This is a genomic window from Acidovorax sp. (assembly GCF_046294525.1).
GTDB lineage: Bacteria > Pseudomonadota > Gammaproteobacteria > Burkholderiales > Burkholderiaceae_C > Acidovorax.
On record NZ_JBKBKQ010000006.1, the window covers coordinates 149,518 to 164,529 of the forward strand.

At 56.9% G+C, this 15,012-nt stretch carries 14 protein-coding genes; 7 read left to right on the top strand and 7 right to left on the bottom strand.

The window, feature by feature from the left end:
- Positions 1–30: 30 nt before the first annotated feature.
- From ACK4HJ_RS08815 to ACK4HJ_RS08835, 5 genes are all read right to left on the bottom strand, one after another.
- Positions 31–747: a M48 family metallopeptidase gene (locus ACK4HJ_RS08815; RefSeq protein WP_409830037.1), complete on the bottom strand. Its 717-nt coding sequence runs from the start codon at positions 745–747 to the stop codon at positions 31–33.
- Positions 747–3,881: a type I restriction endonuclease subunit R gene (locus ACK4HJ_RS08820; RefSeq protein ID WP_409830040.1), complete on the bottom strand. Its 3,135-nt coding sequence runs from the start codon at positions 3,879–3,881 to the stop codon at positions 747–749. Before ACK4HJ_RS08820 ends, ACK4HJ_RS08815 begins: the two co-directional genes overlap by 1 nt.
- A gap of 30 nt (positions 3,882–3,911) precedes the next feature.
- On the bottom strand, positions 3,912–4,112 hold the full coding sequence (locus ACK4HJ_RS08825) for a hypothetical protein (protein ID WP_409830041.1): 201 nt from the start codon (positions 4,110–4,112) through the stop codon (positions 3,912–3,914).
- 90 nt (positions 4,113–4,202) lie between these two features.
- Complete coding sequence (locus ACK4HJ_RS08830; RefSeq protein ID WP_409830043.1) at positions 4,203–5,375, bottom strand: restriction endonuclease subunit S; 1,173 nt, start codon at positions 5,373–5,375, stop codon at positions 4,203–4,205.
- Positions 5,366–7,792, bottom strand: a complete 2,427-nt coding sequence (locus ACK4HJ_RS08835; RefSeq protein WP_409830045.1) for a type I restriction-modification system subunit M — start codon at positions 7,790–7,792, stop codon at positions 5,366–5,368. Before ACK4HJ_RS08835 ends, ACK4HJ_RS08830 begins: the two co-directional genes overlap by 10 nt.
- Between ACK4HJ_RS08835 and ACK4HJ_RS08840 the strand changes: the two genes are divergently transcribed.
- The 5 genes from ACK4HJ_RS08840 to ACK4HJ_RS08860 all read left to right on the top strand — a co-directional run bounded on the left by ACK4HJ_RS08840 (position 7,786) and on the right by ACK4HJ_RS08860 (position 10,745).
- Positions 7,786–8,028 carry a hypothetical protein gene (locus ACK4HJ_RS08840; RefSeq protein WP_409830047.1) on the top strand — a complete coding sequence of 81 codons (243 nt, stop codon included), beginning with the start codon at positions 7,786–7,788 and terminating at the stop codon, positions 8,026–8,028. The two genes, ACK4HJ_RS08835 and ACK4HJ_RS08840, sit on opposite strands and share 7 nt — an antisense overlap.
- Before the next feature lie 255 nt (positions 8,029–8,283).
- A complete protein-coding gene (locus ACK4HJ_RS08845) occupies positions 8,284–8,985 on the top strand; it encodes a hypothetical protein (protein ID WP_409830049.1) in 702 nt (233 codons plus the stop codon).
- A 140-nt stretch (positions 8,986–9,125) separates the two neighbouring features.
- Positions 9,126–9,515 (top strand): type I restriction endonuclease subunit M, encoded by a 390-nt coding sequence (locus ACK4HJ_RS08850; RefSeq protein WP_409830052.1) that lies wholly within the window; start codon positions 9,126–9,128, stop codon positions 9,513–9,515.
- A 1-nt stretch (position 9,516) separates the two neighbouring features.
- Positions 9,517–10,263, top strand: coding sequence for a hypothetical protein (locus tag ACK4HJ_RS08855; protein ID WP_409830055.1), 747 nt, complete (start codon positions 9,517–9,519; stop codon positions 10,261–10,263).
- Between the two features lie 5 nt (positions 10,264–10,268).
- Positions 10,269–10,745 (top strand): hypothetical protein, encoded by a 477-nt coding sequence (locus tag ACK4HJ_RS08860; RefSeq protein ID WP_409830058.1) that lies wholly within the window; start codon positions 10,269–10,271, stop codon positions 10,743–10,745.
- Here the strand turns inward: ACK4HJ_RS08860 and ACK4HJ_RS08865 are convergent.
- Positions 10,742–11,116: a helix-turn-helix domain-containing protein gene (locus ACK4HJ_RS08865; RefSeq protein WP_409830059.1), complete on the bottom strand. Its 375-nt coding sequence runs from the start codon at positions 11,114–11,116 to the stop codon at positions 10,742–10,744. The genes ACK4HJ_RS08860 and ACK4HJ_RS08865 overlap by 4 nt on opposite strands.
- Before the next feature lie 89 nt (positions 11,117–11,205).
- Here ACK4HJ_RS08865 and ACK4HJ_RS08870 point away from each other — a divergent pair, with 89 nt between their 5' ends.
- Both ACK4HJ_RS08870 and ACK4HJ_RS08875 read left to right on the top strand, forming a co-directional pair.
- Entirely contained in the window at positions 11,206–12,261 is a 1,056-nt protein-coding gene (locus tag ACK4HJ_RS08870) for a dienelactone hydrolase family protein (RefSeq protein ID WP_409830061.1), read from the top strand.
- Positions 12,258–13,433, top strand: coding sequence for a serine hydrolase domain-containing protein (locus ACK4HJ_RS08875; RefSeq protein ID WP_409830064.1), 1,176 nt, complete (start codon positions 12,258–12,260; stop codon positions 13,431–13,433). The genes ACK4HJ_RS08870 and ACK4HJ_RS08875 overlap by 4 nt, the downstream gene beginning before the upstream one ends.
- Positions 13,434–13,701: 268 nt before the next feature.
- Here ACK4HJ_RS08875 and ACK4HJ_RS08880 read toward each other — a convergent pair whose 3' ends face one another.
- Positions 13,702–14,979: a phage/plasmid replication protein, II/X family gene (locus tag ACK4HJ_RS08880; protein WP_409830066.1), complete on the bottom strand. Its 1,278-nt coding sequence runs from the start codon at positions 14,977–14,979 to the stop codon at positions 13,702–13,704.
- Positions 14,980–15,012 lie beyond the last annotated feature (33 nt).

Consider the following 15,012-nt stretch of genomic DNA (forward strand, 5'->3'; position numbering starts at 1 on the left):
GATTTAGTGAGTCATAGGGGGCAGACTAGCTCAATAATCCCAGTCCTCGTGTCGGACTGGCAGGTTATTCAACTCATCCCGATAGTGCTGCCACTTGGGCATGAACAGATTCATCACCGACACAAACCGGGCGTTGTGGCTGGGCTCGATCAAGTGCGCGAGTTCATGCACCACGATGTACTCAAGGCACTCGGGTGGTTTCTTCGCCAAGTCGGTGTTCAGGCGGATCGCGCGGCTGGTGGGGTTGCAACTGCCCCACTTGGTTTTCATGCGCTGCACGAAGACTTTGGATGACGTCACGTTCATCAAGGCCTCCCACTTTTTCAGCAGCGGCGGTACGGCCGTTTTGACTTGTTCTCGGTACCAAGCGTCCAGCAGTTCTTCGCGCCGCGATGTGGTGGTGCCGGGGCGCACTGAAAGCACGATGCGGTTGTGCTGACGGTCGATGCTGGGTGCAGCATCCCGCTCCACCAACGTCAGCAGATAGCGCTTGCCCCACAGATAGTGGCTCTCGCGGTCGATGTAGTCGCGGGGCGATTCGCGCTCCTGCGCCTGCACTTTGCGCTGCTGCCCTTTGATCCATGGCAGTTTGGAAATAGCGAACACGCGAATGGTGTCCAGCGCCATGTGCTCGGGTGCAGAAATCCGCACCCGCCCAGTTGGTGGATACACGCTCAAGTGCACATGCTTGATGCACTTTCTGATCACATCGGCAGGGATACCGCCCAAGTCGATGGTCTCAAGCATCAGTATTCCGGCTGCGCGTAGATGATCAGGAACAGGCGCTCCACTTCATCCACGTCTTTGAGCACGTCGTACAGTGCACGCTTGATAACCAGCTCCTTGGCCTGCACGCCGCGCCAACCATCAGGTCGGGCTAGCTTGACCGCCTTGTCGATCTTCAGGGCAAGCTCTACGGCGGGGTCTTCTTCAATGTCTGCAGTGCCATAGGGGTCGTCTGCATCACTGGTCAGGGTCGCGCTGAGCGCTGGCGAGTTCTTGATGTTATTGAAAACGGCACGCTTGCCTGGGGAATCGAGGTTCGTTGGCGTGTCTTCCGCCTTGCCCGCCTGCACCTTGGTGGCAATGTCGGCGATGCGTTGCAGATACTCTTCGTACTCTATGGCCCGGTCTTTGCGCAGCTTGATGATTTCGTCCAGCAGCGCCGACATTTTTTCAAAGTAGGCCGGATCGGTCAGGCTCTCTTTGATGATCTTGCTGCGAACGTTGTTTTCGATGGTCTCTGCAATCGCCTGCTGGTTGCCCTGCATGTCTGCCAGCTTGTCGGCAATGGCGTCCGCTATGCCGGTCTTCACGATCAGGTCCAGCAGGCCAATTCCGTCAAACGGAGAAATCTTGCGCGGTTCGCTGGCTTCGATGTACGTGTCGATCAGGTGCCGCATGTCTGCCTCGAACGGCTTCAGGTCCAGCGTTTCGCCGCTGGCCTTGCGGATGATCTCGCGGATGGCAAGGTACTGGTCCAGCTTGGTCTTGATGGCTTTGGCGTCGGCTTCGCTGTACCCGGCCGGGGCCATTTCGTCGGCCACGTTGGCATAGGCGCGCACCAGTGCCACCACGCCTTTGTAAAACGCCACTCGCTGTGGTTCGCGGGTTTTGAGGTCGTCGGCAATTTCTGTGTTGCCGCAGAAGTAGTGGATGTGCTCCAACTCCCCCTTGGGGGGCGGCACCGGCTCGCACAGCAAGAACATGGCTTCCAGCGCGTTGTCTAGCCGCTCCCGGGCCAGCGTCAGCCGGTCTTGCAGCATCACTTCCGGGTCAGCACCGCCAGCGCTGTGGTCGATTTCCGAGGTGTACACCGCAATGGCGTTTTCCACCTTCTTGAACAAGTCCTTGTAATCGACGATGTAGCCAAAGTCCTTGTCTTCACCATCGAGCCGGTTGGTACGGCAGATGGCCTGGAACAAGCCGTGGTCTTGCATGGACTTGTCGATGTACAGGTACGAGCACGGCGGCGCGTCAAAGCCGGTCAGCAGTTTGTCCACCACCACGAGCAAGCGCATGTTGGCCGGTTGTTTGATGAACAGCGCCTTGGCCTCGTCTTCGTAGGTTTCGGTCTTGGACTTGCCCGGATTAGGCTGCACATTGGCCAGCAGGTCGGTGTAGGTGTTGTAGATGAACTGCTTGTCGGTCTCGGTATTGGCACCGATCTCTTCCAGCGTCACATCCTTGGCCTGCGGGTTGTACGAGGTGATGACCGCGCACCGGCCTTTGAACAGGGTCTTCTGGAACAGCGTGAAGTATTTGCACGCCTCGTAGATGCTGGACGCTACCAAGATGGCATTGCCCCGTTCACTGGACAGGCGGGGTTTGGTGCTGAAGTCAAAAATAATGTCGGCCACCACCCGGTCCATGCGGGCTTTGGAACTGAGCACGTTTTGCATCGTGCCCCATTGCTTCTTCAGCTCTTGCTTTTGCCAGTCGTTCAGGGCTTTGGTTTTGGCTTCAAACCATTGGTCAATCTTGTCCTGCGAGCCCAGCGCTTGATCAATGTCGCGGGCCTCGTACACCAAGTCCAGCACCACGCCGTCTTCCACCGCTTCGCTGAATTTGTAGGTGTGGATATAGCCGCCGAAGACTTCGAGGCTGGTGGCCTTGTCCTTTTTGAGCAGCGGCGTGCCGGTGAAGCCAATGAACACGGCGTTCGGCATCAACGCCTTCATCACCCGGTTGAGCTTGCCCCCCTGTGTGCGGTGGCACTCGTCCACGAACACAAACACCTCTCCAACCGTAGTGCTGGGCTGGGCCTGCAGGTCTTTGATGAAAGCGTCAAAGTCTGCATCGGCATTCTTCGCTGTCACGCCAAACTTGTGCACCAGCGAGCACAGCAGCCGGGGCGTGGCCTGCCCCAGTTGGCTCATCAAGTCCCGCCCGCTGCTGGTGCGGCAAATGGTCTCGCCAGCGTCGGTAAACACCCGTTCGATCTGCTTATCCAACTCGTCGCGGTCGGTGATGATGGCCACCCGCGCCTGTGGGTTGTTCTCCAGAATCCACTTGGCCAGCAGCACCATCAAGATGCTTTTACCCGCCCCCTGTGTGTGCCAAATGATGCCGCCCTTGCGCTGCTTCACATGCTCTTGCGCAGCCTTGATGCCGAAATACTGGTGCACGCGGGGCAGCTTTTTGACGCCGCTCTCAAACAGCACAAAGTCGTGCATCAACTCGATGATGCGGGCCTTGTTGCACATCTTCAGCAGGTACTTGTCCAGCTTGAAGCGGCTGTTGTCTGCCTCGTCCTCCTTCCAGGTCAGAAAGAACTTTGCAGGTGTGCCGATGGTCCCGTATTGCATCCCTTCGGAATCGTTGCCCGCCATGACCAACTGCACGGTGCTGAAGAACCATGCGTTGAACTCGGGCTGCTGGTTCGACAGGCTTTGCCGAATGCCATCGCCAATGCTGACCCGGCCGTTTTTGAGTTCCAGCACGCCAATGGCGATGCCGTTGACGTACAGCACCAAGTCGGGCCGCCGCTGCTGTTTGCCTTTGAGGGTGACTTCTTCGGCAATGGCAAAGTGGTTGCTCGTGGCCTCTTTCCAGTTGATCAGGTGCACCGTTTCCGTCGCCTTGCCCGCCTCGGTCTTCACCGGCACGCCATAGCGCAGCAACTGGTACACGGCCTGGTTGTTGCCGTAAAGGCTGCGTTCGGGGTGGTTGGCTTCGGTGCGTAGCTTGTGCAGCGCCGTGCTGATCTGCGACGGGGTGTAGCCTGCACTGGTTAGGTACTCGGTCAGCAAGCCCTCTTCGATATTGCTGTTGTCAGCGCGGTCGGCCCAGTCACCCAGGTAGCGGTAACCCAACTCGTCGCAGAAAAGTTTGACCACGCGGTTCTGCGTTGCACGCTCAGGCTTGCCAATGTCGTTCATATAGATGTTTTCTCCCTCGCCGCAAGATCACTAACTAGCCACCGCCACCGGCTTGGCGATGGTGCGAATCACCCGCGCCGTGCCATCAGCGTGGGACTCGATCAACTGACCATTGCGGGCCTCCACCACCTTGCCGCTGGTGGCGAGCGCCTGCCTGCGCGCCCGCTGCACCGCGATGTGCGCCACCTTTGGGATGAGTGCTTCCATACGCTGCATTGATTCTTCGCTCATTGCGGTTCTTGGCGTCATGGGGCGATGCAAAAGGTATGTGGTCAAAACGGCCTCTGGCGCTTATCTATCAAGCGCAAGCAGCTACGAAATTCATAGTAAACGAATCCTGCCTGTAAGCAGCTCCTGCATCATGCCCTGCTTGATCTGGCGGGCCTTGGCAAGCCGGGACTCCAGCGCGGCAAGTTCGGTGTCCATGTCGCTGAGGATGGCGGCGATGGCGGCTTGTTCTTCATAGGGCGGCACATCGCATTCAAGCGCTTTCAGTTTAGAGACTGATAAACCGGGTTGTGCTGACGACTCTGAATACTGGTTGAGATTCATCCGTCGAAGCACAAAGGTAAGCCAATCAATGTCAATGGTGCTTTTCGGCGTAACCACGATTGCATGTTCGGAGGCAAAAAACTGCCCCTCTACGCGAACGACATTGCCGCACAAAGCCCCCTGTCTACCGATCAGCCCATAACGTCCATCATGCGTATACGTCGCTGTGAATCCACGCAAACCGTTACCCCCGTAACAGGGGAAAGATGAATGCTCATCAATGGCCTCACTAGTGATTGAGAAACCACTTTTCATGCTGCAAATCTCACCGACAGACCTAAAGCCCCACTCCCCCTCAAACCCCGGCAGCCGCCGCTTGCCGGTGAGCAATTCCTGCATGGCGCCTTGTTTGATCTGGCGCTTTTTGGCGATGAGTTGATCCAGGGATTCGATGAGGGCATCGGCATCGCTCAAGGCTTCGGCGATGGCTTGTTGCTCAAGGAGATTCGGCCGAGGACTGGTCAGCCGCTCAATATGGTTCAGGAAAAGATTTGGCTGGGCACCTTGATTTACGCTGTTGCTGATTTGCTTTTGCGCTCGTTCAGATTGCAGCCAGTGTTGAATGAAGTAAGAATTAACTTTCTCATGAATTGGCTTTACTAAAGCGGCGCTGCGGACTAGCACGCATTCAAAGCCCTCAGGTACAACTGTCACTCGCCCAATTGTTCCTGAGCATGAAATTAGAAGGTCACCGGGCTCAGGGTTGCACCGTTGCCGTATTCTCAAAAATTCATCTCGACCAACGAAATCTACGTCTGATATATCAATTCGGCCATTCAATACATTTCTAGCGGAAAGCAAGAAATATCCTGATTTTTCCCTTCGCGGCGTGACGTGTTCCCCGTCGGTGATTTTTCTTGAAATTTCAAAAAGAAAGACTGTTTCCCAATCTTTCGGAATCACCCCCACCTCAGTAACTTTGTACCCAGCTTTCAGTTCCATACAAACCCCATCTTCTCCAGATGCTGGTTCACCTTGGCCTCAAGGTCCGCCACTCGGCTGACCATCTTCGGCATAGGCGTGTCATAGCGGTCGGCAAGTTCCCTCACCCGCTGCGTCAGCGCCTGGCTGATACGGTCCATCTCGCCGTGGATGGCGTTGCTCAGCGCAGCGAGCCATTTGTCACCCACCACCAGCGCCTGGGTGTCGGCTTCGCTCAATTGAGGGTAGTGGGCGTAGGCCATGGCGTCGAGCGCGGCCTCGGCATCTTTCAGGCGCTTTTTCAACTCCGCCTCTTCCTTGGCCAGTTTGAGCCAGCGGTTCAGCACTTCCGCTTCTTCCTTGGCGTCCGCGTCGCCGTTGATCTCGCGCAGCCGGTCGGTCACGCTGGCCTTGTTGATCTTGTCAAAGCCTGAGAACGCCGCATCGTCGCCGCTGTGCTCTTCTTCCAACTCGGTGAGTTGGGCCGTGATGCTGTCGAGGCTGGCGGTTAATTCGTCAATGGCTGCTTGGTCTTTGGCGAAGTAGCGCGCAACGATCAGCGCCTTGGGCACCAGGTCGCACGCCCAGCCTTTGTCCACGGTTTTGGTGACTTTGCCTTCCTTGTTCTTCTTGACTTCAATCACCCGGTAGGTCTCTGCCTTCCAGCCGTCAGCGGCAACCAGGTAAGCATCGTCCTGCATGGTGGTGGCCCAGTAGTCCATGAGGTGCTGGTACACGGCGTACTCGTCGATGAGCGGCTGGCCGGTGTAGTGGGCGAGCAGGTTTTCGGACAGTTCGACAATCAGGTGCTTGGGGTGAAAACCGGGCTGCAGGGCTTTGAGTTTGGGGGCTGTTTGCTGCTGCCAGCCATCAAACAAAGCGTTCATGCGGCCAATGAAGGCGGCGAACTCGGGGTGGTCGTAAATGGTGCTTTTGATGGCGGTCTTGTCCACGGTCAGCGACAAGTAGCCAGGGCGCAGTGTGGTGAACAACGATTGGCGCAGGCCTGGGCACACCGTCCAATAGGGTTGCAAGGCGTTCACATCAGACTCGGGAATGCCGCCTTGCAGGTGGCCAGCGATGTCTTGCAAGTCTTCGGCCACGCTGCTGTCTATGTAGCGTGGCAGGTTCAGGTTGAACTCGTTTTTCTCGATTTCTTCCAAGCCCACCATGCGGGCGAGCTTAGGCACATCGGTTTGCTTGGTGAACACGTCCACGATCTTGTGAATGTCTTGCTCTCGCAGCCGGTTCTTGGGGCCATCTTTCATGTAGCCGCTGCTGGCGTCCATCATGAAGATGCCTTTGCGTGCATGCGCGTCTTCTTTGTCGATGACGATGATGCAGGCAGGAATGCCGGTGCCATAGAACAAATTGGCAGGCAAGCCAATAATGCCTTTGATGTAGCCGTGGCGAATCAGGTTCTTGCGAATGTCGGCCTCGGCATTGCCACGGAACAGCACGCCGTGCGGCAAGATGCACGCGGCTTTGCCGGTGCTTTTGAGCGAGCGGATGATGTGCAGCAGGTAGGCAAAGTCGCCCTGCTTGGCGGGCGGCACGCCGAACGTTTCAAAACGGCCGTAGGGGTCGTTCAGCGGGTCGATGCCGGTGCTCCAGCGTTTGTCAGAGAACGGCGGGTTGGCCACCACGTAGTCAAAGGTCTTGAGCACGTCTTGGCCGTTCAAGTCGGCTTTGAACTTGGGGTCTGCCAACGTGTTGCCCTGGCGGATTTCTGCCGTGGGGTTGTCGTGCAAGATCATGTTCATGCGCGCCAAGCCGCTGGTGGCGGAGTCTTTTTCTTGGCCGTAGAGCGTGACTTTGGCCGATGCTTCGTCGCCCACTTTCAGCAAAAGCGATCCCGACCCACAAGTCGGGTCGTACACGGTCGTTGCACTCGTGGTGTGTGCACCACCAATGCCAATGATCTTGGCCATGATGCGGCTGACTTCGGCAGGGGTGTAGAACTGGCCCTTGCTCTTGCCACTTTCGGTGGCGAAGTGGCGCATCAAATACTCGTACGCATCGCCCAGAATATCGTCGCCATCGGCGCGGTTCTTGGAGAAGTCCAGCGCGGGGTTTTCAAACGTGGCGATGAGATTGGTGAGCCGGTCCACCATCTCTTTGCCGGTGCCGAGCTTGGTCGCGTCGTTGAAGTCTGGCATGTCGGCCAGCTTGTTGGCTGCGGCCAGTGGCCCCACGATCTTCTTGTTGATCTGGTCGCCAATGTCTGTGGTGCCCTTGAGCGCCACCATGTCGGCAAAGCTGGCCCCGGCCGGAATAGTGATGGGCGCGAAGGGCTGACCGGCGTACTTGTCGCTGACGTATTTGATGAACAACAGCACCAGCACATAGTCTTTGTACTGGCTGGCATCCATGCCGCCGCGCAGTTCGTCACACGATGACCAGAGAGAAGAGTAAAGCTCGGATTTCTTGATTGCCATGGGGCGTCGCAGATTTTTTACGTAACCGACGATTGTGGACGACGGCGGCAGTGGTGGAGACTGACAAGCGGCAAGATCGTCCAGATCGGAAAATTGCTCAAAATTTAAGCAAAAAGAGTGCAGTTTTTGATCCAACCGATGGTGTGGAAAGCGCTGACTGGGCACGAAATTCGGATTTTCAGGGCTGTTTTATGACCAATTTGGTTGATTTTGCGCTGATTTTGCTCAAATTTTAAACAATTATATTCAATTTGATATATAATTGCAAAAAATACGCTTATTTCTGAATAACGCGAATTTGAGCGCAGTTACCGCGCTTTTAAGCCAGTCTATGGCTTGTTTTGCGGTAATTTTTTGCCTCGCCATGCTGCGTTTGAAGCCCCGGCTGAATGTTCTGTTCGGCGTTATTCCAAGCAGTTTTTCCACGCCGTCGTAGCCCCTTGTTGACCCGCTGGTCTAGGCGGTCGGCGTGCACACGTCCGGAGGGAATCATGACTCACGAAGCCACCTGCAATGCGGCCTTCCGTCGTCACCACATGGGCCGTTTCCTGCATCGAATAGGGACGCTACTTCCCCAATGGCTGAACGGCCCGGAATTGGCGAGGGGATGCCGTGATCTGGAGCAACTTTGCTGGCGTGAGCTTGGGTACCAACGGCAGCCTGTGTTTGACGGTGATCTGCCGCCGTTTTTGATGGTGGATGCTGATGGTTATTCCGCCAATCTGTCGATGCCAACGGCCCCTGCAAAACTGGCTGCCCGGATGGCTGCATTGGAGCTGTCACCGCTGCCCCAATATTCACTCGTCGGCACGAACCTCAGTGCGCTGGCTCGCCTGCTGAACCTTACATCGTTCGAGTTTCAGTGGCTACTGTGGTCCTACTGCATCCGGCGCTTTGGCGGTGCGATCTTGCCGGTCCTCCCAGTGCGTAACGCCAATCACGGCTGCAACGTGCTGGCGCGGCTGGCAGAGATGCCGGTGGATGTTGTTCGAGACGCCGTGGCATCGCGCCGTTTGCACACCTGGAGCTTTCTCAACGGCATCAGTGCCGATGGAGAAATACCCTCAGTTCTGAGTGGCTGGCTGTCCGCCACCGACCAGTTTGCAGATTGGATCGAGCAGCCATACGCCTCTGACTCTGATCTGCTGACCGCGCTTTGCAAAGCGCACGTTTCGTTGACTGCCTCTCGCTGAGGCCCTGTCTCTCTACGGCTGCGGTTCTGCAGCCGCGCTGATCTCTCTCGCTTGTTTTCTATCCGCCAATCGTTCGCGGAGGACTACGCGTGCCCGTTTGTTTTTCAGTTTTGTTTCGTTCCCTACCTATGGAGATTCCCATGACCACTACACCCGAATCCACATCCAGTCTGGCTTCGTCTGCACCTACCGTCGCCACCATCATCTACTCCAGTAGCGCCAAGTTTCAGCTGGGGCAAATCGTCGCTACGCCTGGCGCTTTGGAACTGCTGCAAGAAACCGGCTTCAGCGCAGCAGCCCTGGTCAGCCGTCACGTGCATGGCGACTGGGGTGACCTGTGCGATGAAGACCGCGCAGAAAACGACTTCGCCATCACCCGCCGCTTGCGGATTCTGAGTTGCTATCGTCTGGTCGATGCGGAGCGACTGGCTGCAACGCCCCGAGATAAGCGCTCGTCACTGCCAACGCTCTGGATCATCACTGAAGCCGACCGCAGCGTCACTACGCTACTGCTGCCATCGGATTATTGAAATGTCCAAGGTAATCTCCTTGAATCGCCCAGCAGTGTCCTATCGGTTTCAGCGTGTATATCCGGGATTGCAAACAGGGCACGCGTTGACCGTGCAGACCAAACGACAAGAACCAGTCCGGTTCTTCATGCAGCAATCTGATCTTGATGCAGCCTGCGGGCTGCATATTGCAGCGATGATTTTGGCAATACACGATCTCGCAAAGCCGTCTGCCCTACACGAGATGAGCCGTAGGAAAACGGGTGTCTCTGCAATGGTCTGGCAAGCATTTCAGCACACATTTTTTGCAGGAGTGCACCCTGAAGAGTGGGTGGAACTGATAGATGGTCTGAACGTGCCGTTGGCAATGACAGCCAAGTACGGCGTGCAGGACAACGCCGACGGTCACGCCCTTGAATGGTTGATGCGCGGCGGCGATCTGGTGGCACTGGCATTCGCGTCGATCAAACACTCCAGAACCAAGCATTGGGCACTGGCTGTCGGGGTGGAAGGCAACGCGATTGGCAAGGTGCAAACGCCGGACACCATTCTCTTGCTCGACCCCAGCGCCAGCGAGCCGAGTTTTGCGCCCTGCAACGCGCGGCTGCGTTTACCAATGACCGGCTCCGGCAGCCGACGCGCGTCACAGAACGTGCCCAAGTCGTCGGAAGATGGCAAGCGCAAGCCGGTGCATTGGCTGTACGAAGCGGCCGAATGGAACGCTGAAGAAGTTCGACTTTTGGCCGCCGTGCGGTTGCAACTGAGGTAGACAGCATGAAGCGCACTCTGATGCGACGACAGGTCCTCAAAATCGTCGCTAGCGTGACGTTGTCACCGTGGCCACTGCCTGCGGCATCCACTTCAGCCAACAGGGTTCAGCAGGCGGCGGCGCTGCTGGCTGCAACAGCAGAAGGTGCCATATTGCAGATCGATCTGGAAGACTTGCTCGATGCACTGAAGTTCTGCGGCAGCTCCCCCGTGAGCTTCACGGTGACGAACCACGACGCGTGCAAAGTGCTTGATGCTTGCCGCGATGCATTGGCACGGATACCGACGCACAACAAAACAGCCGCTGTGGTGGTGTGCAGCGGGTACGGCGAGAGCTTTGGTCTTCACCATTGCACAGAGGTCTTCAGTGTGGTCCAGCACGCCATGGATGAATCGGCGTATCAGGTGTTCGCTGCGGTATTCGACCCCGCGCTGGTAGACGCCATGAGCGTCACGTGTCTGGTTGGCGCACCAGATGGTTAGCGCAGCGGTGAGCGCCGCGTTCCATGCGGCCTATCCGCCCCGGTTTTCGCCAATGACGCTTCGTTGACGCGGCGCTTCACAGACGTGCGCCGAAGGCTCTTTGGCAGTTGGGTCTCGAAACCAGCCATCAATTCGGTGATGGTCATACCGAGGGCCTTCGCCAACGAGTCCAACACCAGCAACGTAGGTGCAGACAGACCACGCTCCAACAGCGAGATGTAGGTACGGTCCATAGACGCATCGAAGGCCAGTTCCGCCTGGGACTTGTCACTGTTCTTGCGCACGCTCTTCAGGTACTCACCAAAAGCCACGGCCAGCGGATGACGGTCGGCCGCGACCTTCTTCTTGGCGGTGGTTGGCGTGGATTTCATTGAGGCAAAAATGCCTCAATGACGACTTAAATACGACAGAGTAGATTCTTCATTGTGAGAAACTTTCAAATTCAGAAAAGAGGACAGAGATGGCAAAAATATTGCAAGACACTGCCTACAGATATATCGCCTTTGTGTGTGCTGCAGTTGGCTCCTGTTTGGTGGATAGTGCTACAGCAGCGCCGCTAGTAGACCTCAGTGGCGGTCAAACCGGCCGCATTGAGTTCACATCCTCCACCCCCGACCACCGCTGGGCACTGATCCGTGGTCGGCTGGGTCCTGAAGTGACGGTTTACGGCGATCTGTTGATGCCAACCCAAGCGAGCAGCGGAAAGGTGCCCGCCGTGGTGTTCTCGCACGGCAGTGAGGGCGTAAGCAGCCTGTACTTCGATGTGTGGGCCAAAACACTGAACAACGCGGGGTATGCCGTGTTCGTAGTGGACAGCTTCAAGCCGCGTGGCGAGGACCGCGTGACCGGCCCCACCAAGCAATTGACATGGAATACCGTGGCCAACACTACGGATGCCCTGTATGCGCTCAAGCTGCTGGCAACCCATCCTCAGATCGACAGCAGCCGTATCTTCCACATGGGTTGGTCGCGTGGTGGGCAGGCTTTGCTAGATGCGGCATGGCCAACGTACCAGCAGCATGTGCTTCCGGCCAATGTGAAATGGGCCGGCAGCGTGGCGGTCTACCCCGGCTGCAATATGCGCTACCGGGTGGATCACCACAGCAAGCTACCCGCTCCCCTGCTCATGATTCTTGGTGAAAAAGACGACATGACCTTGCCCAAGCCGTGCATGGAGTTGGCAGATGAGTACGCCGCAGCAGGTAATCCGGTGAGCTACAAGATTTATCCGGGTGCCACACACGTCTTTGACCGGCTCAACCAGCCATGGAAGAAGTACAACGAAGGCAACTTCAATCTCTGCTCTATGGATGTGCGAATGCCCTACGGAGCAAACGACCGCAGTTGGGGTCCAGCTCACGACAAATATTCGGGCAAGACCTTCACCGATAACGCGGAATGGAACGCCTACGTACCAAAGTGCAGGCAGACGTCCTGGGTCACGGTGGAAAGCAATGACAAGGCCCGAGAGCAGGCCGTTAAAGACGTTCTGGCGTTTCTGAAAGGCATCCAATGAAGCTCACTACCAAACACACCTTGCGGCTGCTGGCGGCCGCTGCCCTGACTTTCTGCGCTCAGGCCATGGCTCAGGTCACTCCAGTGGCTGATGGCGGTGCAGCCGCGCCGGACGAATGGCTGCTGGCCAAGACCGGCCCGCGCTGGTTCCAGATCACGCAGCCCAGCCCCAACCCGAGCACGCTGAACACCCGCGCACCATCGGCCGGAGAAAGCGCTCTCGTTGACCGTGCTCGCGCCCTCGTCGGCCAACGGCCAGCCAAAGCATTTGCGCTGCTGGACGGCAACACCATTGTGTACTCGGCGTTCAATGCACCGGCAGACTCTGAATCACTGTTCTTCGGCATGTCCATGGGCAAGACGGTGACGGCCATGGCGGTGGGACAAGCCATCTGCGCGGGCAAGCTCACGCTGCAATCCAAGGCCGGTGAGGTGTTGCCAGAACTGCAGGACAAAGCGCTGGGCAATGCCACGGTGCACGATCTGCTGCGCATGGCATCGGGCGCGGCAGAGCAGAACGGCGATAGCACCATCTGGACGCCAGAGCAGACCAAGGACTGGAACCAGGGTCTGCTGAATCTCGCGGAGTTGATTGCGACAGATCGCATTTCCAAGGCGGCGCGTGGCGCTTTCTCAGAGTACAAGCCCGGTGAGGTGTTCGCGTACAAGTCCACCGACCCCATGACACTCGGCCTCATGGTCAGTCGCGCAACTGGCATGCCGCTGAGCCAGTGGATTCAAGAGCAGGTGCTGAACCCCATGGGCGCAGCTCATCCTGGGCTGTATTCACAAGACCGTGCCAAGAATGGACTTGGAGATTCAGGCATGCGGCTGCGCATGGAAGACTGGATGCGCTTCGCGGTATGGGTCAAGGAATCGTCCAAGAAGTCGGATTGCTTTGGCGACTTCGTGAAGGCAGCGATGGCCAAGCAGATCGGCAACGACCGCAACCCTGCGGCGCGCAAGCATGGCCGGATGTTCGGTGGTTATGGCTACCTGATCTGGACGGAAAACGTCACAGCGCCTGACACGGCGTGGGCATCTGGCTGGGGTGGTCAGCGTATTGGCTGGAACTACCGCAATGATCGGATGTTGGTGGTGTTCTCCAGCAGAGAGGCGTGGATGCCGGAGGTGTATGAGCTTGCGCGCGATTGGGGGAAAACGCAGCGCTAGCTTTATAAAGAACTCACGGTCCGTGCATGAGCGTTCCACGCAAAAGTTTTGTGTGGCGGCATTGCGTTGGTTACAGCCACTGTTTCAGCAGCAGCGATGAAGCAAAGGTCCCTCATGCATGTGATCGCCAAACGGCCATTTTGAGTGACTTTCGATAGTTGCATGCGACTCACAACAACTCCAACCATCGAAAGCGTGTCTGATCGCGTTCAAACTCGCGCCATGTCGTGACATTCGGCCATGGCTGGAGTGTCGAACGAGTCGTCGGTTATTGGTGGGTTTTAGCAGCTCCTACATCAGCACCTTGGCAGAGCGAATTCCACTTGTGACCATAGCTTTTGAAGCCGGTACCATGGAGCAAGACCTCACGAATGGTTTGCTTGGCACGGTGCTGAAGTTCGACGCTGGGCTCTCCGCGAATCTCAATCCCAGTTTTTGCCAAGACGGTTTTACGCGTAGCGGCAAATGTGGTGGGACTGTTGGTAAATGCCGTCCGGTGTCCGCCAAGCCACAAGAGCAGTTTCATTTGCTGAACGTTTGTGAGTTCACCGAGGTGGTCAATGTTGGGCACCACGCCGCCTGCGGTGGATAGACGGTTGAGCCAGACTTGCATGCGCTGGCGGGCAGCTTCAACGTTCCATGCCAGCGGGTCGTTCAGGCCAAGGCGCTTGAGTTCAGGTGCGCGCAACACGAGTTCCATACGCGCACAGTTTTGCACTTTGGCAAGCAGACGGTCCCGGCGGTAGACGTTGGCGGGTAGGCCCCGGCCGCGCTTCTTGATCTCCAAGTCTTTGCGATAGATTCTGAATGTCCAACGGTTGCTGTGCTGGCCTGCGTAGACGGTTTCAACACCGTATGCGCTGAAATCCTTGGCTTTGGCATACATCAGGCTACGAACTGCTGCCATGACAGCGGCAGCGCGCTCGGGAGTTCCACAATCACAGTGCAGCGCATAGTCAACGCGAGTCATCTCGAACTTCCCGCGATTGATTTTGCGGCGCTCTACCGCCGTGGGCTCGATTCTCATCTGCTCAAGGACGGCAAATATCAGTTGTTTACAGGGCTCGAATAGCTCTTCCACACCAACAATGTTCTGGCCGGTCAAGAACTTGGGAATGGATGCCTCGATCATCAGCTTGGTGCCCTTTTCACGACTAAAGACACGGGCCTTGATCGTCGCAGAGAACGGAGAGTGGACTTGAAGCTGGTAGTTGCCGTTCCAGGTGATATTGGGGTTGTTCTGCGCAATCTTGCGGAGGGACTTGTGGTCCACGTCAATCATTACCGCAACGGTATCAATCAGGCATGAAAAGAATGGTTTGCAAGCCAACGCCGGTTTGAGCGCCGTGGTTGCCAGCAGAAAGCGCATGGTCGGCTTCACCGCCGTGGCTGGTTGCTGTGGCATTGCCCGTTTGGGCGTGGTGAGCTTATGCGCACTGCCAATAGCCACTGATGCGCGTTTTGCTGGCGATGTTGCGCTGAGAGGCCAACGAGGGTTGTTAGTGTGATTGGACTGATGCTTGCGAGGATGTGAGGAAGATTTCATCATCGTTTCCAACATTGAATGTATTCGTGCTTT